This is a genomic window from Bacillus swezeyi (genome assembly GCF_030908325.1).
Classification (GTDB): domain Bacteria; phylum Bacillota; class Bacilli; order Bacillales; family Bacillaceae; genus Bacillus; species Bacillus swezeyi.
Map to the genome: position 1 here is coordinate 3690086 of NZ_CP133085.1, position 23198 is coordinate 3713283.

Sequence of the window (23198 nt, forward strand, 5' to 3'; positions counted from 1 at the left end):
CCTTACAATGTGACGCCTGTTTTAAAGATTGCCAGTTCTCTGAAATCGTTTTTTTCATTGTTCAGCTGTTTGCCGCTTGCCACTTCAAGCAGAAAATCGATCAGTTCCTTCAGAATGCCCTCTTCAGAAAGGTCTTCGAGCACCCTGCCTGCATTAAAGTCGATCCAATGGCGCTTCGTTTCATACATGTTTGTATTTGTCGACATTTTCATCGTCGGCACAAACGTGCCAAAAGGCGTGCCCCTGCCTGTCGTAAACAGGACGATTTGACATCCTGCGGCAGCCAGCGCAGATGAAGCGACAAGGTCATTGCCCGGCGCACTCAGCAAGTTCAGCCCTTTCTTTTTCAAAATCTCACCGTAGTCAAGCACATCCGTTACCTTTGAAGTGCCGGCTTTTTGCGTGCAGCCGAGCGACTTATCCTCCAATGTGGTAATCCCCCCCTCTTTATTTCCGGGAGACGGATTTTCATAAACCGGCTGACGGTGGTCGATAAAATACTGTTTAAACTCATTGATCAAACGGACGATTTTATGAAATACTTCTTCGTTTTCAGCCCGCTCCATAAGCAGCGTTTCCGCTCCAAACATTTCAGGCACTTCCGTCAAAACCGCCGTTCCGCCTTGGGCGATCAGAAAGTCGGACAGCCTGCCGAGCAGCGGATTCGCTGTGATACCCGAAAAACCGTCAGAACCGCCGCATTTCAATCCAATCTTTAATTCTGAAAGCGGTGCATCCTCTCGTTTGTCAAACTGTGCATGTTCGTAAATTTCTTTTAACAGTTTGACACCCTCGGTGACCTCGTCTGAGACCTCTTGGGAAAGAAGAAATTTCACCCGGTCATGATCATAATCCCCGAGTGCTTCCCGGAATTCGTGAATGCTGTTGTTTTCACAGCCGAGGCCCAGCACAAGCACGCCGCCGGCATTTGGGTGTTTGACGGCATTCGCTAAAATCGTTCTCGTATTGATATGATCATCACCAAGCTGTGAACAGCCGTACTGATGCTTTAATACGTGAACACTTTCAAATGGAGCGATGTCGCCGATCTCAGCCTTAAATTCTTTAATGATTAACTCTGCGACGCCATTTACACAGCCGACCGTCGGTACGATCCATAGCTCGTTTCTGATTCCTGTTTTGCCGTCCTTTCGTTTAAAGCCTTTAAACGTGAGCGGCTCTTTTTCATATGGATTTTCTGTAAATCTCGGTTTGTAGCTGTATTCTTCAACACCGCCCAAATTCGTTTTCACATTGTTCGTGTGCACCCATTCTCCCTTTTGAATGGCTTCCGTAGCGTGCCCGATCGGAAAACCGTATTTGACGATATTTTCATGTTTGGCGATGTCCTTTAATGCAAACTTATGGCCTTTCATGATCGTCCCCTTGATGAGAATCGTCTGTTCTCCCGCGGCGATCGTTTCGCCTGTCTTTACATCTCTTAACGCGATTCCGACGTTATCTGCAGGATTGATGATCAAGCAGTCTTTCATTATATATCCCCCAGCTCAGCCATTTGGCTTTTCATCATGTTTTTCAGCGCTTCTTTCATACCGGCTTGTTTGATGCTCCCTAAATATTCTGCCACTCTATCTGTTAAGCCTGGCCATTCATTCAGATTCTGCCCCCATAGTTTTTCAGATTGAAGGACACGGCGTGCGATTTTTGCGACATCTGCTTCATCCGCCCAAAGCCCTTGCAGGAATGCCAATGTCTCCGCATCGTCAGACAGCGGAATGTCTTCATCACCGCGTTTGCCTTGATAAAAATAAATTAAAGCGCTTAAAGCAAATACGGTTCTTGCAGGAAGCTTGCCGGTTTGTTTGACGGACTCCGTTAAAACGGGCAAGTTTCTAATTCTAAACTTCGCAAACGAATTCAGGGAAATATCAATTAATTGATGACGGATAAACGGATTTTTAAACCGGTCCAGAATTTCCTTCATATAAGAATGCAGCTGAGCCGCAGGCAAATCAATCGTCGGGATCACCTCATGTTCGATCAGCTCTTGAATGAATGCTCCGACAAGCTCGTCTTCAGCCGCCTCACGAACTGTATCAAGCCCCGCCAAATAAGCAATAGGCGTCATTGCGGTATGAGCGCCGTTTAATATCCTAACCTTTCGCACCCTGTACGGCGCAACATCATGGACAAATTCAACATTCAGACCGGCTTGTTGAAATGGCAGCTCATCCTGAAGCCAATCCGGTCCGTCAATGACAAACAAATGGTACGGCTCGGCTGTCACGATCAGGGAATCGCGGTACCCCGCGGCCTTCTCAAGCTGATGGGCATTCTTTTTCGGAAAGCCCGGCACAATCCTGTCTACAAGCGTATTGCAAAACACATTTGCCCGTTCAAGCCAATCCATGAACCCTTTCTCCAGCTCCCACAGTTCTGCATATTGCAACACAATCTCTTTCAGTTTTTTGCCGTTGTCCTCAAGCAGTTCACACGGAAGAATCACGAGACCCTTTTCCTCACTTCCGTCAAACGTGCGGTACCTTCTGTATAAAAGAGCGGTCAGTTTTCCTGGAAAACTCTTCTGCGGACGGTCATGAAGCCGGTCCTCTTGCAGAAAAACGATGCCTGCCTCAGTCGTATTTGAAAAGACGAACCGCAAATCCGGAAGATCGGCAACAGCCATAAATTCATCATAATGCTCATAGCTGCTGACCCCCCTGCTGATCGATGTAATGACAACGGATTCACGAATTTCTCGTCCTTCCTGACGGCCTTCCAGATAAAGCGTATAAAGCCCATCCTGTTCATTCAAAGCCTGCACTGAACCGCGGCGCGGAGGAACGACGACGGCGCTGCCGTTAAAATCTGTTTCTTCATTCAATCTATGAATCTGCCAGTCAATAAATCCCCTCATAAAATTTCCTTCCCCGATTTGCAAAATCCGTTCGGGATATGTCGGCTTACACCTTATACGTTTGGACAATCTCTCCAACTAAGTCCCCTCCTTCTTGATTGCACACGTTAACATTTTGCGGCGCATCAATGAAGATGCTACAATTTCCTGACGGAATTCCGAACGATCAGCTCTGTGCTGATCAGCGTTTGCCTGCATTCAGCAAGCGGATTTTCGATCAGGGACAACAAGCTCTCTGCTCCAAGCACGCTGATTTTTTCAGTCGGTTTTTTAATGGTTGTCAAAGACGGTGTTGTATAGGCCGAAAAACCAATATCATCAAAACCGATAATCGACATATCGTCAGGACAGCGCTTTCCATTTGCATAAAGGGCGTTCATCGCTCCAATCGCCATATCATCATTGGCACAAAACAAAGCTGTCGGAGGATTTTTCAGCCGCAGCAATGCTTCAACTGCACTGTATCCGCTTTTCATCGTATAGTCGCCGCGGATGAGATATTCGCTCTGAACGGGAAGGCCGTGGGCGCGAAGCGCATGGAGAAAACCCGCTTTTCTTTCCTGGGAAGACTTGAAACCTTCTTTTCCTTGAACCATCGCCATCCGATTATGGCCGTTTTCGATGAAATGTGAAGCTGCAAGGTAAGCCCCTTCATTTTCATTGGCCAATATATTAATGACAGACTGCCCCTGAATTTTTCTGTTCAGTACGACAACCGGGATGCCTTGCTTGAGCACATGATCAAGAAATGCCTGATCCCGTTCGCTTTGACTGATTAAAATGATGCCGTCATAACGGTTGCGGTGAATGGAGGACAAATCATGGTAGTCGTCGATCCCCCTGACAAACATATTATAGTTTTCATCGATCACTTTGTTGACACCGCGCAGAACATCTGCAAAAAAGCTCGAAGACGTTCCGTCTGTCAGACTTGTCAAAAACAAGCCGATCGTAAACGACTTTTGCGCGACAAGGCTTTTCGCATTGAAATTCGGTTTATAATTCATTTCGGCTGCGATATCGAGTATTTTCCGCTTCGTTTTTTCTTTAATCAGCGGACTGTTATTCAGCGCTCTGGATACTGTGGTGTGTGATACATTCGCCAGCCTGGCAATATCTTTAATCGTTACTGACATTGTTTTTAACCCGCCTTTTCCTGCTGTTGATACCATCAGTTTACCATAACATGAGCGCTTTTTAGAAAGTGATATTCGGCTATGTCCTCGACTCGATCTCAGCAACCATTTCGGCATGCTTCTGATCTGTCAGACGGTACAGATAGCCGAGGACGAGCATGGCCGTTGCCAATGCCGCTGCAGGATATAACAGCAGAATCGCTTTAATACCGAGCAGCGTCCCCGCTTTTTGGGCGACGTTCGGAACATAGCCGATGATGCCGAGCCCGATCCCCGACAGGAAGCCTGAAAGCGACTGAGCGAGTTTTCTTGAAAAATTGAACAGCGAATATACGGTTCCTTCCTTTCGCTCCCCTGTTCTCCATTCGCCATAATCGATCGCATCTGATACAAATGCCCATGTGATTCCGTTCGGAATGCTGATGCCGATGAATGCGATGCTGGCGAGAATCGTAAATACAAAGACATTGCTCGGCACGAAAAAGTTGATCAGATCCGCACAAACGGAAATCCCAAGACCGAAGATCGCGGTTTGCTTCTTCCCGAAAAGTTTAACTAGCTTTGGCAGCATGATGACGCCGATAAAGGAAGAACCGATGATTATAAAGTTCATATAGGCCATCAGCTCGGCATTGCCAAGGTTATACTGCGCAAAATAAATCAGCATCGCAGATTTGATGTTATAGGCGGAAATCGTAAAAATCGTCATGAGAATGAGCGTCAACAGCGGTTTATTCGTAAAAAACGTTTTGGAAATCGCCTTGAAAGTCACTTTTTCCTGCTTGTACTTTTCATCTTTGACAATAATCCGTTCATTGCAATTTCGGTAGCAGATGTAGAAGAACAGCACGCCCAGCAAGGACATCAGACCCATGACAACCGGATATGCGACCGCAGGGTTGTCAAACCTGACAATCATCGGGATGACGACAATACTCGTTACAAAGAGGGCGCCGAGTGATCCGGCCTGACGAAAAGAAGCGAGCGATGTCCGTTCCACCGAATTTTGTGTCATGGCAGCGCCGAGTGATCCGTAAGGGATGTTGACAAAGGAATAGCCGAGTCCCCAAAGCATGTATGATGCATAAGCATAAATCAATTTGCCTGCCGGTGAAAGGTTTGGCGAAATAAATGTCAGCACTGTCAAAATGGCGAGCACAAAGCTTCCGTATAATAAATACGGCCTGAATTTCCCTTTTGGCCCGATATTCTTCCGGTAATCGATCGATGTTCCCACGATTGGGTCTACGACAGCTGCGAAAAGCTTGCTCACGAGAAAAATGCCTCCTGCCGCCGCTGCCGGAATGCCGGCTACATCCGTAAAAAATTTCAATAGATACAGCTGTCCGAGGTCAAACATGAATCCGTTCCCAAAATCTCCGAAACCATAAGAAACCTTTTCTTTTAAACTTAATTTCTCTGGCGTGGCGACAGCTGTTTCAGTCTGTTTGTTCGTCTGGATTTCCATGGGAAAGCAGCTCCTCTGCTAACATTTTTCTGATTTAACGTTCAAACGGTCTTTCACCTCAAATTGAAAATAATGTTTTGCATTTTCATAGCAGATCCCTTTGACAATCTTCCCAAGCAGCTCGAGATCATCCGGCGCTTCGCCTTTTTCAACCCAGCTGCCGATGACATCACAGAGCAGGCGTCTGAAATATTCGTGTCTTGTATAAGACAGAAAGCTTCGAGAATCGGTAAGCATTCCGATAAAACGGCTCAAGAGCCCAATGTTTGCAAGTGATTTCATTTGTTCGAGCATTCCGTCCTTCGTATCATTAAACCACCAGGCCGTCCCATGCTGCATTTTTCCCGGTATCCGTCCATCCTGAAAGCTTCCGCATAAGCTCGAAATCACGACATTGTCCCGGGGATTTAAGGAATAGAGAATCGTTTTCGGCAGGGCATCTTTTTGGTCAAGAGAATCAAGAAAGCGGCATAGAGGCTTTGCGATATCCTGATCATTGATGGCGTCATAGCCTGTATCAGGCCCGAGCATTTCGTGCATTTTGCTGCTGTTGTTTCTCAGGGCGTTAATATGCAGCTGCATCGCCCAGCCCTTTTCTGCGTAGCAGGTTCCCAAAAAATGCAGTGTAAGTGACTTAAATTTGGACTCTTCTTCAAATGAAACCCGGCCGCCGTTTATCGCTTTCGCAAAGATCGGCCGCACTTCTTTTTCATCTGCTTCCAAATAAGTCATTTGATTGATCGCATGGTCCGAAATCCGGCCTCCCGCTTCATGGAAAAAATCAATTCTATTTTTAAGCGCTTTCAAAAAATCGTCATAATTGTCAATTTGCAGGGCGCTCACTGCTTCAAGTTTTTTTACCCAGCCGCCAAACCCTTCCTGATTGATTTCCAGCGCCTTGTCCGGCCTGAAGCCCGGTAAAACGCTTACATTGAATTCTTCATCTTTCAGCTTTAAATGATACTCAAGGCTGTCTGTCGGGTCGTCCGTCGTTACGACTGTTTCAACATTTGATTTTTCGATCAAGTCTCTTGCGCCGAAGCCTTCTCCGCTCAACGCTTCATTGACCTGTTTCCAAATCTCAGGGGCGCTCTTTTCATCAAGCAGTTCATAGATGCCGAAAAATCTCCGCAGCTCTAAATGTGTCCAATGATAAAGCGGATTTCCAATCGTCATCGGAACGGTTTTAGCCCAAGCTTTAAACTTATCTTCGTCAGGTGCATCTCCCGTAATGTATGCTTCGGCTATTCCGTTCGCCCGCATCGCCCTCCACTTGTAATGATCACCGTACAGCCACACTTCGGTGATATTTTTGAAGGTTTTGTTTTCGTAGATTTCTTTCGGACTTAAGTGGCAGTGGTAGTCGATAATCGGCATCCCTTTTGCATACTGATGGTACAAAGCTTGCGCCGTATCATTCGTTAAAAGAAAATCGTCATTCAGAAACGTTTTCACTGCTTTTCACCTTCCTTTGATTATTTATGTTAACGTGAACATAATGATCCGCAGAAAAATGTGAACGTTAACATTTCACTCTTATTTTATATCACCCGGCTTAATTTTTCCATTATTTTCTCAAGAAAAAACTGCCGGTATCAGCCGGCAGCTCCTAAGGCTTTTTCTTAAATTCCATCGTAATTTCCGTCCCCCAGCCTGTCCGGCTGTCGACTTGGATGCATCCGTCATGGAGGTGGACAAGCTCAAGGGAAATAGCGAGGCCGAGGCCGCTTCCTTCTGTTGCATCTTTTGTATGCGTTCCCCTGTAGTAGCGGTTGAATAAATTTGAGACGGTTTCAGAGTCCATTCCTTTGCCATTGTCTTGTATCTTAAGATTGATGTATTGTTTTGATTCTTCGAGAATCACTTTAATGGCGGTGCCTTTTTTATTATGTTTGACTGCATTGGCGAGAAGGTTTTCCAAAATTCTTCTGAACCAGCTCCGGTCAATCTCAAACATTGTCTCTTCATGTTGATACTCAAATAACACGTGGTAACCTTCTGAAAACGAATGGCGCTTGAATTCTTCAACAAAGCTGTTTAAAAACGGCACAAGCCTGACCGGCTCCCGTTTCATCGGCAAGGCGTCGTTTTTTAATCTGTATGTTAAATTCAAATCTTCAATCAGCTGTGACATGTAATCTGATTTTTCTTTCATCGCCTGGCCGATTTCGCAAATTTCTTCTTTTGACCATTCGTAATTTGGGGACTCGAGCATCATGCTGTAGCCGTAGATCGTGCTGAGCGGTGTTTTTAAATCATGGGACAGCCCCGCAATCCATTCCTCTCTCGTCGTTTGAATCTTTTTCCGGTTTTGCTCATCTTTCTGCAGCGTTTCTGCCAGCTGCTCCATCGATTCAAAAACTTCGGTAAACAGCCGGTAAGGCTGTTTCCTTTTTCCCTTTTTATTTCTGCTTCTCGGACGGCCCTTCCGGTTTTGCGGTTCTTCAAAGCGGCCTCTTGAAAGATTAGTAATCCATTTAATCGTATGGATGATCGGCATGCCGAACCTGAAAGAATACCAAAGGGTCATCGTTGTCATCAAAAGAAGCAGAATGCCGATCACAAGGAGAATAAGTTTTAACGCAAGACCGATCATCGATCGGTTGAACTCGTGATCCGGATTAAAAATCGGATTCGGTGTTGCGGCGATCAGCCATTCCGTCGCGCTTAAGCGTCTGTATGAAAATTCATGCTCATAGTTCCACGGCTTTGATCCATATTTTAAAAGCTCCAATTCATTGATTCCCTGGCTGTAATCAATATCTTGGTAGAGCGATTTTAAAAGCTTGCCTTTTTCACTAAACAGATAGACGGACCCCTGGTTTTTCTTAATGAATTCAAGCGTGCTTTTTTTATAGGAGGAAAGGTCTGCTAAATCTTTTTCTTCTTTCTCCAAAAAAGACAGGATCGTGTCGCTTTTCGACTCCCATCCGAAGAGAATGACGTAGTCTTTATCATTAAAATTGGCAGACCAAAAGTTCACCTTATATTTTTTGATTCTTTTTTTATCAAAGACTGACACCAGGTCTTCCCTATAATACTGCCTTTGGATTTCCGGCGGAAGACGATAGGAATAAACGGTCTCCTCTTTCCCGTTTAATATCTGCAGCCAGCCCCCCTGCTTATCAACGGCCGATTTTAAGATGTCTTCAATGTGCCAATTGTTATTTTCATCGACAGTAACCCAGGTTTCAAAAGTGTCTGAAGTAGCTTTCGCCAAACCGGTGTCAGCTTCGCTCTCACTTAACCGGAGAGCGAAAAAGATCAAGGATAAAAACAAAGTCGCGACGACAAGAGCTAAAATCAGGAAAATTTGGCTGACGAAATGGACAACTAATTTTCCCCTAAGCTTCATCCTTCATCCCTTTTCTTGCAGGGCTTGGCATGAACTTGTACCCCAGGCCGCGAATCGTGACGATATATTCGGGGTTGCTCGGGTCTTCTTCGATTTTCTCTCTCAATTTTCGGATATGAACCATCACCGTATTGCTGTCGCCGTAAGATGGCACACCCCATACCTTCTCATAAATTTGATCCTTTGAAAGCACCCTGTTCGGATGATCGCAAAAGTATTGCAGAAGCTGAAGAAGCTGCGCCGAACAGCTGACGGCTTCGCCATCAACGATTAGCTCTGCGAAATCGGGATGAAATGTAAAGCGTTCATACTCGTAAGCTGAAGCTGCCGAACTAGCGGCGACCTCTTTATGTATATACGTTCTTTTTAAATGAGCTTTAATTCTAGCTATTAATTCCAGCGGATTAAAAGGTTTTGTAATATAATCATCGGCACCATAGGCAAACCCGGACAGCTTGTCTAGATCAGATGTTTTCGCCGTCAGAAAAAAGATCGGGGCATTTGTGTGCCGCTTGATTTCGGGTGAAACGTCAAATCCGGTCTGTCCCGGCATCATGACATCAAGCAGAATTAAATGTACGGTTTCTTTTTTGACGATTTCAAGGGCTTCTTCAGCGCTGTTCGCTGTCAACACTTCATTAAACCCTTCTTTCGTCAGGACACGCTTCACCATTTGAACGATGGCATCTTCATCATCCACAATCAAAATTGCTGCATTTTCCACTATCCTTCTTTCCTTTCTCTCTATACCATGTTTTCTTATATCCCATCTTACCATCTATCCTATCTATATCGGCGGCCGTTTTCATATTTTAAAGTAAAAATAAACTTTTTTAGAAATCATTTAATCGACTGTATAAAAAATGGAACAAAAAACAGACACCTTATCGATGTCTGTCAGCCGGTTGCCAGCCTCGAGCCCTCTTCTTTTTTCAAAAGGTCATAAGTCAGACATACCGGTTTGCCTGTGCGCGGATCTGATACGATCTCCGCGTCAATTTGAAAAACCTTTTTCAATACCTCAGATGTCATCACGTCATGCGGCGCTCCCTCTTTAATAATCGCGCCTTTGTTCAATGCCACCATATGATGGGCAAAACGGGCTGCATGGTTCAGATCGTGGATGACCATCAAAATCGTTCTGCCTTCTTCTTTATTCAGTTTCTCCAAAAGTGTAAGAATTTCAAGCTGATGCGCCAAATCTAAATAAGTTGTCGGTTCATCAAGCAAAAGCAGCTCGGTCTCCTGAGCAAGAGCCATCGCAATCCAGACGCGCTGGCGCTGTCCTCCGGAAAGAGCTTCAATCGGCCGTTCATAAAACGGCTGCATTCCCGTGACCTGAAGCGACCATTCGATGATGCGGCGGTCATCGGCCGTCAGTCTGCCCATGCCTTTTTGGTGCGGAAAGCGGCCGTATGATACAAGTTCATAGACGGTAAGCCCTCCGGGTGCTTCAGGCGTTTGCGGAAGGATGGCCATTTGTTTGGCGATCTCTTTCGTTGACATTTGATGGATCGCCTGGCCGTTCAAATAAACGGCGCCCGTTTTCGAACGCTGTAATCTCGCCATCGTCTTTAAGATCGTTGATTTGCCGCAGCCGTTCGGACCGATCATGGTCGTCACTTTTCCTTTTGGTATATTGAGATTTAAGTTTTCGACAATCGTCTGTTCGCCGTAGGCAATCCCCAGCTTGTTTGTAGAAAGAGACACCTTGCAATCTTCCCTTCTTTAATTTGTTTTCATCAGCAAATAGATAAAATACGGCGCTCCCAAAGCGGAAATGACAAGCCCTACGGGAATCTCCGAAGGTGCCAGAACCACCCTGCTGAGCAAATCAGCCAGCAGAAAAAGCAATGCACCGGTCAGAGCCGACGCAGGTATCAACAGCTGATGCTTCGGCCCGACAAGTCTTCTCGCGATATGCGGGGCAACCAGACCGAGAAAGGTGATGTTGCCCCCTGCTGCCACACAGGCGCCGCTTAGGGCAGCTGCTGCCAACAACAGTATGCGCCGCTCTTTTTCAACAGCTGTTCCAAGGCCTTGAGCAATCTGATCACCGAGGTTCAGTACATTTAAATAGCGCGCTTTATAGAGGATAAAAGGAATAAGCACGACAATCCACGGCAGGGTCGCTGAAACAGAGCTCCAATTTGAGCTCCAAATGCTTCCTGACAGCCAAACAGCCGCCTGCATAAAATCATTCGGGTCCATTTTCAGCTGCAGCATCAAGATGGCTGCGGCAAATGCCGCATTGACCCCGATTCCGACCAGCACGAGGCGGATGGGATCGAGCCCTTTTTTCCACGCCAGCAAATAAATCAGAATAACCGCAAAACCGGCCCCAAAAAATGCAAAAATCGGCAAGGAAAAAATCGTGCTTGTTTGCAGACCGTCGATTGAGCCTTGGAAAAAGAAGATGAACAGCACAACGGCAAAGCCCGCACCGGCATTGATTCCCAGTATCCCCGGGTCCGCCAGGTCGTTTTGAGATACACCCTGCCAGACGGCGCCTGCTATAGCGACCCCTGCGCCGATCAGCATGGCAAGCACCATGCGGGGCAGACGGAATTCAAAAAGCACCAGCTCATCTTGCGGTGTACCAAAGCCGAATAATGTTTTCAACGCATCAAGCGGAGCGATTCGTATTTCTCCCGTATTCATGCTGAGCAAGAATACCGCGATCGTCAGCACAGCCATGATCAGCATGACCATTGCTGCCCGGCTGCTTTTTTTCTTAATCGCCTCCATTAGAGCCCCCTCCTTTCCCGGCGGGCCAAATAGAGGAAGAATGGCACACCGACGAGCGCTGTAACCGCGCCGACAGGTGTTTCAAATGGAGGGTTGATCATCCGTGCCGCTATATCTGCATAAATGAGGAGCACGGCCCCCAACACAGCTGAACAAGGTATAATCCAGCGATAATCCACTCCGACTAAAAAGCGGGTGATATGGGGAATGATCAGACCGATGAAACCTATGGCTCCAGCTGCAGATACAGCTGCACCAGTCAGCAAAACAACGGAAATGATTCCGATCGTTTTGACTGTTTTTGTATATTGGCCAAGCCCTTTTGCCAATTCTTCCCCCAGGCTTAACACCGTAATCGAACGGGCGATGAAAAAGACAAGCGTCATGCCGAGCGCTGCTGCCGGAAGCAAAAGCTGGATGCTCAGCCATTTCATGCCCGCAATACCGCCGGCATACCAAAAGCTCATATCGCGCGCCACATCGAAGTGGATCGCAATGCTTGAGGAGATTGCGCTCAGGAAAGTTCCCACAGCCGTTCCCGCCAAAGCCAGCTTCACCGGAGAAAGGCCTCCTCTTGAAAACATCCCGACCGCAAAAACGATCGCGGCTCCAAAGCCTGCGCCGGCAAATGACCATATCATCAGACCGATCGATGAAATCCCTGGAAAAAAGGCAAAAGCGATGGCGATAGCAAAGGTTGACCCTTGTGTTACACTCATAATTTCCGGAGATGCAAGCGGGTTTCTCGTCATGCCCTGCATAATCGCGCCGGAGACGGCCAGACAGGCGCCGACGAGAGCCGCGCTGACCGTTCTTGGCAGCCTCAGCTCCTGTATAATTTGATGGGTCGTCATTTTCTCATTAAAATGAAAAAGCGCGTCCCAAACAGTGCCGAGTTTGATATCTGCCGCACCAAGCGCAATCGACAATGCCGCGCCAAAAAGCAAAAGCATCATCCCGGCCGCAAGGACAAAAACCGCTCCAAGGGGACGGCTAACCGGACGCTGTTCATTGTCCTGCTCATCCCCGCTGTTGATATGACGTATGTTTCTGTATGACCCCAATCGATGACATTCCTTTCATTCGATTTGCAATCGATAACGATTATCATTTTCATTCTATAGTATAACAGCCTTAAGCAAAATTTTTAATAAAAAATTTCGCTGAAATAAAAAAAGCAGCCGGTCTTCCACTGAAGATCCGGCTGGCCTGAAGCTTATGAAGCCTGATTTTGGCTGAACTTTTTATAGACGAACGGATAGATCGCAAGACCGACAAAAAACAGCCCGATTCCTAAAATAAAAGTGGTCCAGTCGGAAGTACCCGAAACAATCACCCATAAAGAATACGCAAGGGCGGCCAATGCGATGATACCGTCTCCTGTTCGCGATCCTTTCAGCTCATCATATGTGTCGCCTTTGAGGATCAGCTTCAAGCTGAAAATAGCAGCCACGAGATAAGGAACAAGGTAAGCAAGCGTCGCCGACGTTGTTAAAAACGTGAAGGCTTGACTGATCGTTCCCGAAATCGTTGAGAAGATAAAAATCTGTGACATCAGATTGGTGACGAGCAGAGAATTGACCGGGCTTCCTTTTTTGTTCGTTTTCGCAAAGAACGCGGGAAAATCGCCGGCCTTTGCTGCCTGATATGGAACCTCGGAACCGATCAAAATCCAGCCGAGCATAGAGCCGAACAAGGAAATGATCGCCAAAACCGCCATCACCACGCTGCCAAAGCCTCCGATAATCGCATGCAGCACATCAACGAACGGTTTATCTGAAGCCTGCAGCTGATCATGCGGGATGATCCCCATCGTAATTAAAGTAATGATCATATAAATGCTGAGGGCAATCAACAGCCCGGTAATCGTCGCACGTTTGACATCCCTCTGAGAGGATGCGCGCCCTGACAGGATAACGGCCGACTCGATGCCGACAAACGCCCACAGGGTTGAAATCGCTGCATTGTGAACCTGTCCTCCGAGTCCTAGGCTTTTGCCTTCTGATTCAATGGGAAAATAAAATGATTCAAATAAAGACACCTGAAAAACGAATAATCCAGCAACAATAAACAGGACGAATCCAAGCACTTTAGAAAAGGTTGTCAAAAAGTTAAGCTTTCCGGCTCCGTTTATACTAGAGACAAGGATAAAATGCGTGCCCCACAATAAAATCGTACAAACGATAAACGTCAAAAGCTGTCCAAGTGAAACGGAATGGCCGCCAAGTTCAAACAGCTCACGTCCGTCAGTTAAAATCGGCAGGAAAGTTGTCAAATAGCCGGCAAGGCTCGTGATGATGGCCACATTGCTGATCCAGCTTGCCACCCAGTAGCCCCACACCATTGTAAAGCCCGCAGCATTTCCTTTTTTACGATCTGAGAATAAGGCTCTTGCATAGCTTTGCGGCCCCGCTTTAAGATCTGGACGGCGAATCGATAAATGTCCGAATACAAGGGCGATCATTAACACGCCCGCACCCGTCACAAGCCATGCCGCCGTTACGCCGAACGGGCTCGCCGTCTGGGCGAGTGTGCTTGGGAGCATAAAAATTCCCGAGCCGACCATATTGCCGACAACAAATGCCGTAAGAAGCCAGAAGCCCCATTTTTTTGTCTGTTCCATAAGATTTAACCTCCGAGCATTTTATAAAAAATATGCCGGACCAGACCGTGAGATCATTTAAAATAAAAAAAGCATGAACAAAAGTCCATGCTAAATTAACATACACTCTTGATCCCCGGATAGCCCTCCGCGGGAAAACCCGCGGCAGTCCTGCACTTATTCAATGCAGGCCCAGCATAAAGAATGAATGGCTTCCTTATGCTTCGGCGCTGATGCCTTTTACACATGATCATAGACCCCATCGGCCTCACACGTGTGACTCATCATCCGCGCAACCTCTACCTCACTAGAGTTAAGAGTGAGGATTTATCACATATTCACTCCCGAAGGTTACCAGAGAAATATTGATCTGTCAAAGGGAAGTGATGGAAATCCGGATCAGCATGCTTTTGTGAATAGAAAAGGCCGCCTTTAGCGGCAGCCTTGGCGGATAGAATCAATTTCCATCCATCTATAGACGATTATCGGTTATTTTTCTTTTTGTTGACGGCCTCTTGCAGAGGATCTCCTTTTAACGCTGCACCTGCGTCTTGAAGCGCCCCTTGAATGGCACTTTGGTCTTTGGCTTTGCTTTTTCCTCTGTCTTTATTGAAGAGAAAACCCAAATGAATCACCTCTTTAATCATGTGATACAATGTTAATTTGGCTTTTCATTTAAAAATTATTCAAGATATCAATAAAAAGCTTTTTATACCGGCATCTTTTTAGATTATTCTGCTGAAAAAATTCAAAAAAGACGGCCTAAAGTTGTCAGAATCAGTCTTGATGGCCATTAGATCTCTTGATATAGTTTTCTTTAGGAATTTGTTATAGGTCTTAAAGGAGAAGCGATATGACAGGAAAAACACACATCATGGGGGGAGTCGCTTCTTGTACGGCTGTCGCTTATTTTTATGGATATGATCCAATATTGATGACGGCTTCGGGTACTCTTGGAGCATTAATACCGGATATTTGCCATACGAAAAGCAAAATAGGCAGGAGGCTTCCGATTTTATCAACACTGATCAGCTCCATTTTTGGACATCGGACATTTACACACAGCCTGCTCTTTTTGCTGCTTACCGCATTTGCAGCGCATTTATATTTAACTGATCAGAGCATACTTGTCGGACTGATGGCGGGAATGGCCAGCCATTTGCTCCTTGATGCAGGTACGACAAACGGTATCAAGCTTTTCTTTCCGTCCTCCATCAAGTTCCGCCTTCCGCTTTATATCAAGACGGGCGGGAAGGCCGAACAGGCTGTCTTGGCAGCCCTCACCATTCTTTCGTGTTATTTTATAGCCGGTTTAATGGCTTGAATTTCACGGTGTAATTGATTTGCCAGCCGAAGCTTTTTTTAGTAGTTTAAACTTAAAGTGTTTTATTGCGGGGCTTGATTATATGTGAGGAGCTATTGATAAATGAAGGAACAATTTTTCAAAAAGCAATGGTTTTTATGCTTATCGATTTTTTTCATGTGGATGAAAACATATTTCATTTACAAAATTGGATTCGATTTACAGATTGACAACTGGCTTCAGGAACTGATTCTGTTTTTAAACCCGCTTAGCTTTCTCATCCCTGTATTTGGCATCACCCTCTATTTCCGCGAAAAAACACAGCGCCTGTTTTTAATCGGGGCGAATGTTATACTGACGGGCGTTCTAATCTCAAACAGCATTTTTTATGGTTTCTATATTGATTTCATAACGATCCCCGTGTTGTTTCAAGCCAAAAACCTCGGGGGGCTTGGAAGCAGTTTTCAGGAACTGTTCGATCCGATGTTCATCGCTCTATTCTTTGATTTGGCGCTGCTCATTTGGCTGGCAAAAACCCGCAGAAGAACGGGGATCAAGCCATCTCCGAGAGCCGTCAAGATCTATTATATGGCAGCTGTCGGGATGACGCTTTTTAACATTGCTTTATCAGAACTTGAACAGCCAAGATTTTTAACTTATTCATATGACCGGGAAGTACTGGTGAAAAATATCGGGCTCTATCAATTTCATTTCCTTGACGGCATTTCACAAACATTTAATTTAACGCAAAAAGCGGTTGCCGATGAAAACAGCCTGGCGACGATCGAAAATTATACGAATGCCGACTACAGCAAGCCGAATCAGGATATGTTCGGGATCGCTAAAGGCCGAAACGTCATTTTTGTAACGCTTGAATCAACCCAGAACTTCGTCATTCATGAGAAAGTAAACGGGGAAGACATTACACCGTTTATGAATGATCTCATAAAAAAAAGCTATTATTTCGACCATTTTTATCAGCAGACAGAACAGGGTAAAACATCCGATTCTGAATTTATCGTCGCCAACTCGCTCTATCCTTCTTTGAGCGGTTCGGTATTTTTCACAAAAAGTGAGAATGAGTACAATTCAATGTATAAAACACTGGCGAAACATGACTACACCTCATCCGTTTTTCACGCCAATCATAAGAAATTCTGGAACAGGGACGTCATGTACAAATCTCTTGGAATTGACAGCTTTTTTGATGTCGAGCATTTCAATGTAACGCCTGAAAATTCAACCGGCTGGGGGCTGAAAGATGAGGAGTTTTTAAACCAGTCGGCCGATCTGATGAAGGATCTGCCACAGCCGTTTTACAGCAGCCTGATTACATTGACGAATCATTTTCCGTTTCAAATTGATGACAAGGATCAGCTGATTGATGAATATGATTCAGATAGTGAGGTTTTAAACCGTTATGTTACAACTGTCCGTTATCAAGATGAATCATTGAAACATTTCTTCGCGAAGCTGAAAGCAAACGGGCTCTATGATCAATCGGTCATCGTCCTGATGGGAGACCACTACGGAATTTCTGAAGCACACAATGAGGCTCTTGCACAGTTTTTAGGAAAAGAGGAAATGACTCCGTATGATACCGTCCAGCTCCAGCGGGTTCCGCTGATCATCCACATTCCGGGCATCACGGACAAAGACCCGCAAACGATATCTGATACGAGCGGACAAATGGATGTCAAACCGACATTGCTTCACCTGCTCGGAATTGATACAAAAGGCATGGTCCATTTCGGCAATGACCTTTTTTCTAAAGAGAGAATGCCTTTTGCCGTCTTAAGAAACGGAAGCTTTATCACCGATGACTATATTTACACGAAAAATATTTGCTACAGGCAAAAAACCGGAGAGATCATTGAAGATGCCAAGGGTAAATGCGGTCCTTTTGAAGAAAAAGCAAATGAGGAGCTTTCCCTGTCCGATAAAATCATCAATGGAGATTTGCTGAGATTTTATAAAAAATAGTGCGTTCCCCCTTAAAGCCGGCTCGCGCGCCCGCTTTAAGGGGCTGTTTAAATTGGGTGACGGATGGGTATTATATACCGAATATTTGAAATGAACTTGCGGTTTTGGAGCTCCTTCGTTACCCTGAAAAAGCAAGGATATTTCGAGTAGCGATTATTTCATAAAGTGTTATAAAAATATGATGATTAAGAAGGTTTTAAAATGAGTGAAACACAACATACAACAAATAAATTACCGATTGTAGCCGTCCTGATTACAGGGACTTTTATCGCGATTTTAAATCAGACGCTGCTGACGACGGCTCTTCCGCCGATCATGAAAGATTTAAACATTACACCCGGCCTTGCCCAGTGGCTGACGACGATTTTTATGCTCGTGAACGGAATCATGATTCCTGTTACGGCTTTTTTAATTGAAAAATTTACAACCAGAAAGCTGTTTATGGCAGCAATGGCTTTATTCACAGCGGGAACGCTGATTTGCGCTCTCTCCTTCAGCTTTCCTGTTTTGATAGTGGGACGAATCGTGCAGGCGGCCGGTGCAGGGATTATGATGCCATTGATGCAGACGGTGCTTTTATTGATTTTCCCGAAGGAAAAACGCGGCTCTGCTATGGGAATGGTGGGTCTTGTTATTGCCTTTGCCCCTGCGATCGGACCGACTTTGTCCGGCTGGATCGTCGATCGCTACCCATGGGAAGTGCTGTTTTATCTCTTGCTGCCATTCGCTATCATTGACATGATTGTCGCCTATTTTATTTTAAAAAATGTGACAGAACAAACATCTCCTAAGATGGATGTGCCTTCAATCATTTTGTCTTCTTTGGGTTTCGGCGGCATTTTATACGGCTTCAGCAGCGCAGGTGTTGTCGGCTGGACCGGCGTCGATGTGCTGATCGGCTTTGCTGTCGGAAGTGTCACACTTTTTTGGTTCATTTGGAGGCAGCTCCATTTAAAAGAGCCGATTTTAGAATTCAGGGTGTTTAAATACCCGATGTTTACGCTCGCCACTGTTATCGGCATGGTCGTCTTTATGGCGATGATCGGAGCGGCGACGATCGTCCCGATTTACATGCAGGATATGCGCCATTTCACCGCAATGGAATCCGGAATGATGCTGTTTCCGGGCGCTGTGGTGATGGGGCTGATGTCCCCGATTACAGGAAGAATATTTGATAAAATCGGCGCGCGCATCTTGAGCATCACCGGTTTAACAGCGATATTCGTTACAACGCTGTTATTAACCCACTTGTCCACAACAACTCCATTCGCCTATCTTTCCACGGTCTACGCGATTCGGATGATCGGGATGGGGATGGTGTTAATGCCTGTCACGACAGCAGGGCTGAACCAGCTGCCGCGCCATTTGATTCCGCACGGCACAGCCATGAATAACACGATGAGGCAAATGTCGGGATCGATCGGCACGGCTGTTCTGATTACCATCATGACACAGCGGGCGCTTGCCGATCCGGCTGGCCCCGGTTCAGATACGGCGATGATTCACGGAGTCAATCTGGCGTTTATGACCGCGGCTGCTTTATCCGGGATCGGATTGATCCTCTCATTCTTTATTAAGCAAAACCACCGCGGCCGTTTGGACGACCGCAGAAGAAAACAGGCGAAAAGCCGTCTCGTTCTTCACGAAAAATAAAAAATCCCGGGCTCTTTTATAGAACCCGGGATTTTTTTACGATTAAGATCATTCAAATCCTCTGTCCATTGTTTCAGGATCTGGACCTACACGCTCATCTTTGTTGAGCGCATTGATGTTTTCCACATCTTCTTTTGATAATTCAAAGTCAAAAATGTCGGCATTTTCAATAATGCGGTGTTCTTTGACTGATTTCGGGATGGTGACGACTCCGTTTTGCAGATCCCAGCGCAGAATAACCTGTGCAACGGATTTATTGTATTTATTAGCGATTTCAGTCAGCACTTCATGATCAAGCAGTTTCCCCTGCATGAGCGGAGACCATGCTTCCAGCTGGATGCCCTGCTTTTTGCAGTAATCTCTTAATTCGAGCTGTGTTAACCGCGGATGGAATTCAACTTGATTGACCATCGGTTTGATTTCCGCTTCTGCCAATAAGCTTTCCAAATGATGCACATTGAAGTTGCTGACGCCGATGGCTTTCACTCTGCCGTCTTTGTACAGCTTTTCTAACGCGCGCCATGTCTCTTTATATTTGCCTTTGTCTTTCCCCGGCCAATGAATCAGATATAAATCAAGGTAGTCAAGGCCGAGTTTTCTAAGACTTTCATCAAATGCCGCCAATGTTTTTTCATAGCCTTGGTCGCTGTTCCACACTTTTGAAGTGACGAAAAGCTCTTCGCGGGCAATGCCTGATTCTTTAATTCCCTTGCCGACGCCTTCTTCATTTTGATAGATAGCAGCCGTATCGATACTCCGGTATCCGTTTTTAATGGCTGCTTTAACAGATTCAACGACCTGGCTGCCCTCTTCCACTTTGAAAACTCCAAGACCAAACCAAGGCATTTTTACTCCGTTATGTAATGTCACAGTATCCTTTAAACTGCTTACCATTTGAACGACCACCTTTCTTTTATTCAGATGCGTTTACAGCATCACCTCCATTATCTCATAATGGAGGGATTTGACATAATAAATTGCTCATTCGGCAGAAAGGGCCAAAACGAGCGCTCCCGTGATCCCCGCGTTGTCACCCAGTCCCGGCGGTACGATATACTGATCGAGATCAGGCAGATCAACGTATCCGTTTACATATTCAGAAAGCTTTTCCCGAATGAGCGGAAACAATTGCTGCTGTTTCATGACCCCGCCGCCCATAATGATTTTCTCGGGGCATAAAATAAGGATGTATTGCATGAGCGCTTGAGCTAAATAATCGGCTTCAAGTTCCCATACCTCTTTTCGGCCGGCTAATTCCTTTCCTTGTTGTCCCCAGCGTTTTTCAAGAGCCGGGCCTGCTGCCATCCCCTCAAGGCAGTTATTGTGATACGGGCAGTTTCCCTTAAAAGAATCTTGCGGACTGCGTCTGATAAGAATATGACCCATTTCAGGATGTGAAGCGCTTTGAACTAATTCACCGCCGACAATCGCCCCGGCGCCGATTCCGGTCCCAACCGTAATATATAAACAGCTGTTCAGCCCTTGTGCTGCTCCTTTGCTGATTTCCCCCAATGCTGCGGCATTGACATCTGTTGTGAAAGAAACGGGAATACCCAGCCTTTTTTTAAGTTCAGGAATCAAAGGATAGTTGCGCCAAGCCAATTTGGGCGTATTTGTAATATAGCCGTAGTTGTCCTTCCCCTTCGCCACAGAAATAGGTCCAAACGAACCGACTCCCAATGATGTGAGATGATGATTTTCAAAAAAAGTGATGAGCCTTCCGATTGTTTCTTCAGGTGTTTCCGTCGGAAATGTCTGCTTGTCTATGATTTCCCCGTTTTCTGTTCCAACCGCACAAACAAATTTTGTGCCGCCCGCCTCAATTGCACCGTAATAGTTCATCCTCTGTACTCCTTTTCGTCTGTTTTAACTTCTACAATTGAATGATAAATCAGACAATGGAGGAAAGCAATTGAAGCCTATTCTATTCATACAGCATCGAGGCTTCCAGGTCATTCATGTACTGGCGGAGCCGATAGGCCGTTTCCCTGGAAATTTGCCGGCTTTCAAACAGCTGCTGAATTTCATTGCGAATGATCTGCACCGATTTTAAACGGATCTCTTTTTTCTGTCTTTCATAACGGCTGCTTTTCCTTCGGCCGGCATCACCGTGCTGAAGCGTGAGGATGAAGTGGCGGTAAAAGGCGATGACGGACTTGGACGCCTCTTGATTATCGTCATTCATATGTTTTTTTACCGCTTCGATTGCCGCTTTTGCCGTTTGGATTCGGGATGTTCTCAGCATATCGCCGTTTCGATCGGAGGGCCGCTGCATGTCTTGCTTACGGCTGGCGGAGAACAGGCTCTCGATCAGATGCTGACATTTCATGAGTGAAACATCTGCTTTAAACGGATTGGAAAAAAGCAGTTCCTTTTCTCGCAGCCTTTCTTGCAGCTGATGTGCAATTTGATCTGTAATCTGTTTGTTTTTCTGCATTTTTTCTAGTTCCGCCTGTTCAGCTTTCAAAGCATAAATACGGATTTTGTTTTCCATCTTTTTGAGGCGCAAATGCTGTTTCAGGGAATACTGCTCCACTTTGAGCCCCTTTAATCTCTCATTGTATTCCGATATGACGGCTAAAGCAGCAGCTCGGTTTTTTTCGTTCATCTCCTCTTTTAAAGCCTTGATCGTTGTTTTCATTAACTTTCTTCTTACGCTTTGCAGCTGGCTGCCGGCGGCTGATTGCACTTTTCTTTCAGAAAGCAGCGGCAAAAAGATGCTTGCCGTCAGCAATGTGCACAAAATGACGCCGGCGGCTAAAAAAATGATCAAATCACGTTCTGGAAAAGGGCGGCCGTTCTCTAATACGAAAGGAATCGAAAACGCTCCGGCAAGCGTGACGGCGCCCCTCACACCGGATATTGAAATTTGCAGTATCGAGCGCAGCTTATCCCTTCCTGAAGCCGCTTTTATTTGCTGCCCCCAATTCCCCTGCCAAAATAGAAAAACCCACATAAAGCGAAGACTCATGAAAAGCAGTGTAATAATTACGATGTAGCTGATGACTTTTGCATTATTAAACGCTTCATCGCCAAAAATGACGGATAGCGCCTCAGGCATTTGCAAGCCGAGAATGACAAACACGAGGCCGTTTAAAATAAACAAAATGACCCCCCAGGTGCTGGATGAAACGATTTGCAGCTTGACCATTGCCGATTCGGCTCGGTCATGCTCGGCCGCATGAGTGATGCCGCCTGCCACAACAGCGAGGATGCCCGATACGCCGAGCTCTTCAGCCGCCAAATAAATCACAAATGGCGTCAGGATTTGAATCAGCATATGCATGGTGACATCCTCCATCCCTAAGCGGCGGAGCAAATATCGAAACCTCAGAATTAAAAAAGAAAGAACAGCCCCGCTAAAAAGCCCGCCAATCGCAATGATAAAAAAACTGAGCACAGCCTCAGACAAGGAAAAAGCGCCTGTCACAGCTGCAGCGATAGCAAATTTAAAGGCGACAAGTCCTGATGCATCGTTCATTAAGCCCTCTCCCTCAAGAAGACGCATCATATCCTTGGGCAAATTGATTCTTTTCGAAAGCGCACTGACGGCTACAACATCTGTCGGCGATAAGATGGCAGCGAGCGAAAAAGCGGCTGCTAATGGAATTTGCGGAATCAGCCAATGAATCGCATATCCGCCTATAAGCACGGTCACAAAGACGAGACCAAATGCCAAAAGCAGGATCGGCGTCCGCAATTTCCATAATTCATTTCTCGGTATCCTCCTTCCGTCATGAAACAAAAGCGGTGCGATGAATAAAACGAAAAACAGCTCTGGGCTGAGCGAAATATGGAGACCGCCCGGAAAAGCAGCCGCTATGATGCCTAATCCCACCTGAATGAGAGGGACCGGAACAAATGGAAGAAACCGATGAACGATATTTGAGATTGCAATGATGGTCAGCAAAACCAAAACGGCGAGGAAAACGGTCACTGATGCACCTCCTAACTGCCGCGAAGCAGTCCTGACGGCTGTCATGAATGAGTTCTTCTTTGTTCAGTATTCATGAAATCGAGGAACATATACATTCGCGGTGTACAGAGCTGAAAAGAGGTTTTTCTACAGCAA

18 protein-coding genes and 1 riboswitch are annotated in these 23198 nt (G+C 45.9%); of the genes, 3 read left to right on the forward strand and 15 right to left on the reverse strand.

The window, feature by feature from the left end:
• Positions 1 to 2: 2 nt before the first annotated feature.
• The 12 genes from RBH91_RS18470 to sspJ form a co-directional block, all read right to left on the reverse strand.
• A complete protein-coding gene (locus RBH91_RS18470; protein ID WP_307892471.1) occupies positions 3 to 1493 on the reverse strand; it encodes a UxaA family hydrolase in 1491 nt (496 codons plus the stop codon).
• Entirely contained in the window at positions 1493 to 2956 is a 1464-nt protein-coding gene (locus RBH91_RS18475; RefSeq protein ID WP_307892472.1) for a tagaturonate reductase, read from the reverse strand. Before RBH91_RS18475 ends, RBH91_RS18470 begins: the two co-directional genes overlap by 1 nt.
• 59 nt (positions 2957 to 3015) lie before the next feature.
• Positions 3016 to 4014, reverse strand: coding sequence for a LacI family DNA-binding transcriptional regulator (locus RBH91_RS18480; RefSeq protein ID WP_307892473.1), 999 nt, complete (start codon positions 4012 to 4014; stop codon positions 3016 to 3018).
• Positions 4015 to 4093: 79 nt separating this feature from the next.
• Positions 4094 to 5482 (reverse strand): glycoside-pentoside-hexuronide (GPH):cation symporter, encoded by a 1389-nt coding sequence (locus RBH91_RS18485; protein ID WP_307892474.1) that lies wholly within the window; start codon positions 5480 to 5482, stop codon positions 4094 to 4096.
• A gap of 18 nt (positions 5483 to 5500) precedes the next feature.
• The gene (gene uxaC / locus RBH91_RS18490) at positions 5501 to 6937 is read right to left on the reverse strand and encodes a glucuronate isomerase (protein ID WP_307892475.1); all 1437 of its coding nucleotides are present in this window, start codon (positions 6935 to 6937) and stop codon (positions 5501 to 5503) included.
• Between the two features lie 154 nt (positions 6938 to 7091).
• A complete protein-coding gene (locus tag RBH91_RS18495) occupies positions 7092 to 8837 on the reverse strand; it encodes a sensor histidine kinase (protein WP_307892476.1) in 1746 nt (581 codons plus the stop codon).
• Positions 8827 to 9561 (reverse strand): response regulator transcription factor, encoded by a 735-nt coding sequence (locus RBH91_RS18500; RefSeq protein ID WP_076760779.1) that lies wholly within the window; start codon positions 9559 to 9561, stop codon positions 8827 to 8829. The genes RBH91_RS18495 and RBH91_RS18500 overlap by 11 nt, the downstream gene beginning before the upstream one ends.
• 173 nt (positions 9562 to 9734) lie before the next feature.
• Positions 9735 to 10547, reverse strand: a complete 813-nt coding sequence (locus RBH91_RS18505; protein WP_307892477.1) for an ABC transporter ATP-binding protein — start codon at positions 10545 to 10547, stop codon at positions 9735 to 9737.
• Positions 10548 to 10565: 18 nt separating this feature from the next.
• Positions 10566 to 11549 carry a FecCD family ABC transporter permease gene (locus RBH91_RS18510; protein ID WP_307894791.1) on the reverse strand — a complete coding sequence of 328 codons (984 nt, stop codon included), beginning with the start codon at positions 11547 to 11549 and terminating at the stop codon, positions 10566 to 10568.
• Positions 11550 to 11584: 35 nt separating this feature from the next.
• Entirely contained in the window at positions 11585 to 12649 is a 1065-nt protein-coding gene (locus tag RBH91_RS18515; protein ID WP_404802453.1) for a FecCD family ABC transporter permease, read from the reverse strand.
• 152 nt (positions 12650 to 12801) lie between these two features.
• Positions 12802 to 14208, reverse strand: coding sequence for an amino acid permease (locus tag RBH91_RS18520; RefSeq protein WP_307892478.1), 1407 nt, complete (start codon positions 14206 to 14208; stop codon positions 12802 to 12804).
• A gap of 112 nt (positions 14209 to 14320) precedes the next feature.
• Positions 14321 to 14497, reverse strand: a riboswitch (Lysine riboswitch).
• A 172-nt stretch (positions 14498 to 14669) separates the two neighbouring features.
• Positions 14670 to 14813 (reverse strand): small acid-soluble spore protein SspJ, encoded by a 144-nt coding sequence (gene sspJ / locus RBH91_RS18525; protein ID WP_148956592.1) that lies wholly within the window; start codon positions 14811 to 14813, stop codon positions 14670 to 14672.
• A 227-nt stretch (positions 14814 to 15040) separates the two neighbouring features.
• Between sspJ and RBH91_RS18530 the strand changes: the two genes are divergently transcribed.
• From RBH91_RS18530 to RBH91_RS18540, 3 genes are all read left to right on the forward strand, one after another.
• Positions 15041 to 15511: a metal-dependent hydrolase gene (locus RBH91_RS18530; RefSeq protein ID WP_076760785.1), complete on the forward strand. Its 471-nt coding sequence runs from the start codon at positions 15041 to 15043 to the stop codon at positions 15509 to 15511.
• A 102-nt stretch (positions 15512 to 15613) separates the two neighbouring features.
• Entirely contained in the window at positions 15614 to 17473 is a 1860-nt protein-coding gene (locus RBH91_RS18535) for an LTA synthase family protein (RefSeq protein WP_307892479.1), read from the forward strand.
• A gap of 201 nt (positions 17474 to 17674) precedes the next feature.
• Positions 17675 to 19126: an MDR family MFS transporter gene (locus RBH91_RS18540; RefSeq protein ID WP_307892480.1), complete on the forward strand. Its 1452-nt coding sequence runs from the start codon at positions 17675 to 17677 to the stop codon at positions 19124 to 19126.
• Between the two features lie 48 nt (positions 19127 to 19174).
• On the opposite strand, the gene RBH91_RS18545 is transcribed toward RBH91_RS18540, so the two are convergent.
• From RBH91_RS18545 to RBH91_RS18555, 3 genes are all read right to left on the reverse strand, one after another.
• Positions 19175 to 20020: an aldo/keto reductase gene (locus tag RBH91_RS18545; RefSeq protein WP_307892481.1), complete on the reverse strand. Its 846-nt coding sequence runs from the start codon at positions 20018 to 20020 to the stop codon at positions 19175 to 19177.
• Positions 20021 to 20107: 87 nt separating this feature from the next.
• On the reverse strand, positions 20108 to 20968 hold the full coding sequence (locus tag RBH91_RS18550; protein WP_076760788.1) for an ROK family protein: 861 nt from the start codon (positions 20966 to 20968) through the stop codon (positions 20108 to 20110).
• Between the two features lie 82 nt (positions 20969 to 21050).
• Positions 21051 to 23063 (reverse strand): Na+/H+ antiporter, encoded by a 2013-nt coding sequence (locus tag RBH91_RS18555; protein ID WP_307892482.1) that lies wholly within the window; start codon positions 23061 to 23063, stop codon positions 21051 to 21053.
• Between the last annotated feature and the right edge of the window lie 135 nt (positions 23064 to 23198).

Bases quoted from the DNA above. Each gene is read 5' to 3' on its own strand.
- RBH91_RS18470 (WP_307892471.1), bottom strand. From the start codon at position 1,493: ATGAAAGACTGCTTGATCATCAATCCTGCAGATAACGTCGGAATCGCG.
- RBH91_RS18510 (WP_307894791.1), bottom strand. From the start codon at position 11,549: ATGGTCATGCTGATCATGGCTGTGCTGACGATCGCGGTATTCTTGCTC.
- RBH91_RS18545 (WP_307892481.1), bottom strand. From the start codon at position 20,020: ATGGTAAGCAGTTTAAAGGATACTGTGACATTACATAACGGAGTAAAA.
- RBH91_RS18530 (WP_076760785.1), top strand. From the start codon at position 15,041: ATGACAGGAAAAACACACATCATGGGGGGAGTCGCTTCTTGTACGGCT.
- RBH91_RS18540 (WP_307892480.1), top strand. From the start codon at position 17,675: ATGAGTGAAACACAACATACAACAAATAAATTACCGATTGTAGCCGTC.
- RBH91_RS18480 (WP_307892473.1), bottom strand. From the start codon at position 4,014: ATGTCAGTAACGATTAAAGATATTGCCAGGCTGGCGAATGTATCACAC.
- RBH91_RS18495 (WP_307892476.1), bottom strand. From the start codon at position 8,837: ATGAAGCTTAGGGGAAAATTAGTTGTCCATTTCGTCAGCCAAATTTTC.
- RBH91_RS18550 (WP_076760788.1), bottom strand. From the start codon at position 20,968: ATGAACTATTACGGTGCAATTGAGGCGGGCGGCACAAAATTTGTTTGT.
- RBH91_RS18485 (WP_307892474.1), bottom strand. From the start codon at position 5,482: ATGGAAATCCAGACGAACAAACAGACTGAAACAGCTGTCGCCACGCCA.
- RBH91_RS18520 (WP_307892478.1), bottom strand. From the start codon at position 14,208: ATGGAACAGACAAAAAAATGGGGCTTCTGGCTTCTTACGGCATTTGTT.
- RBH91_RS18535 (WP_307892479.1), top strand. From the start codon at position 15,614: ATGAAGGAACAATTTTTCAAAAAGCAATGGTTTTTATGCTTATCGATT.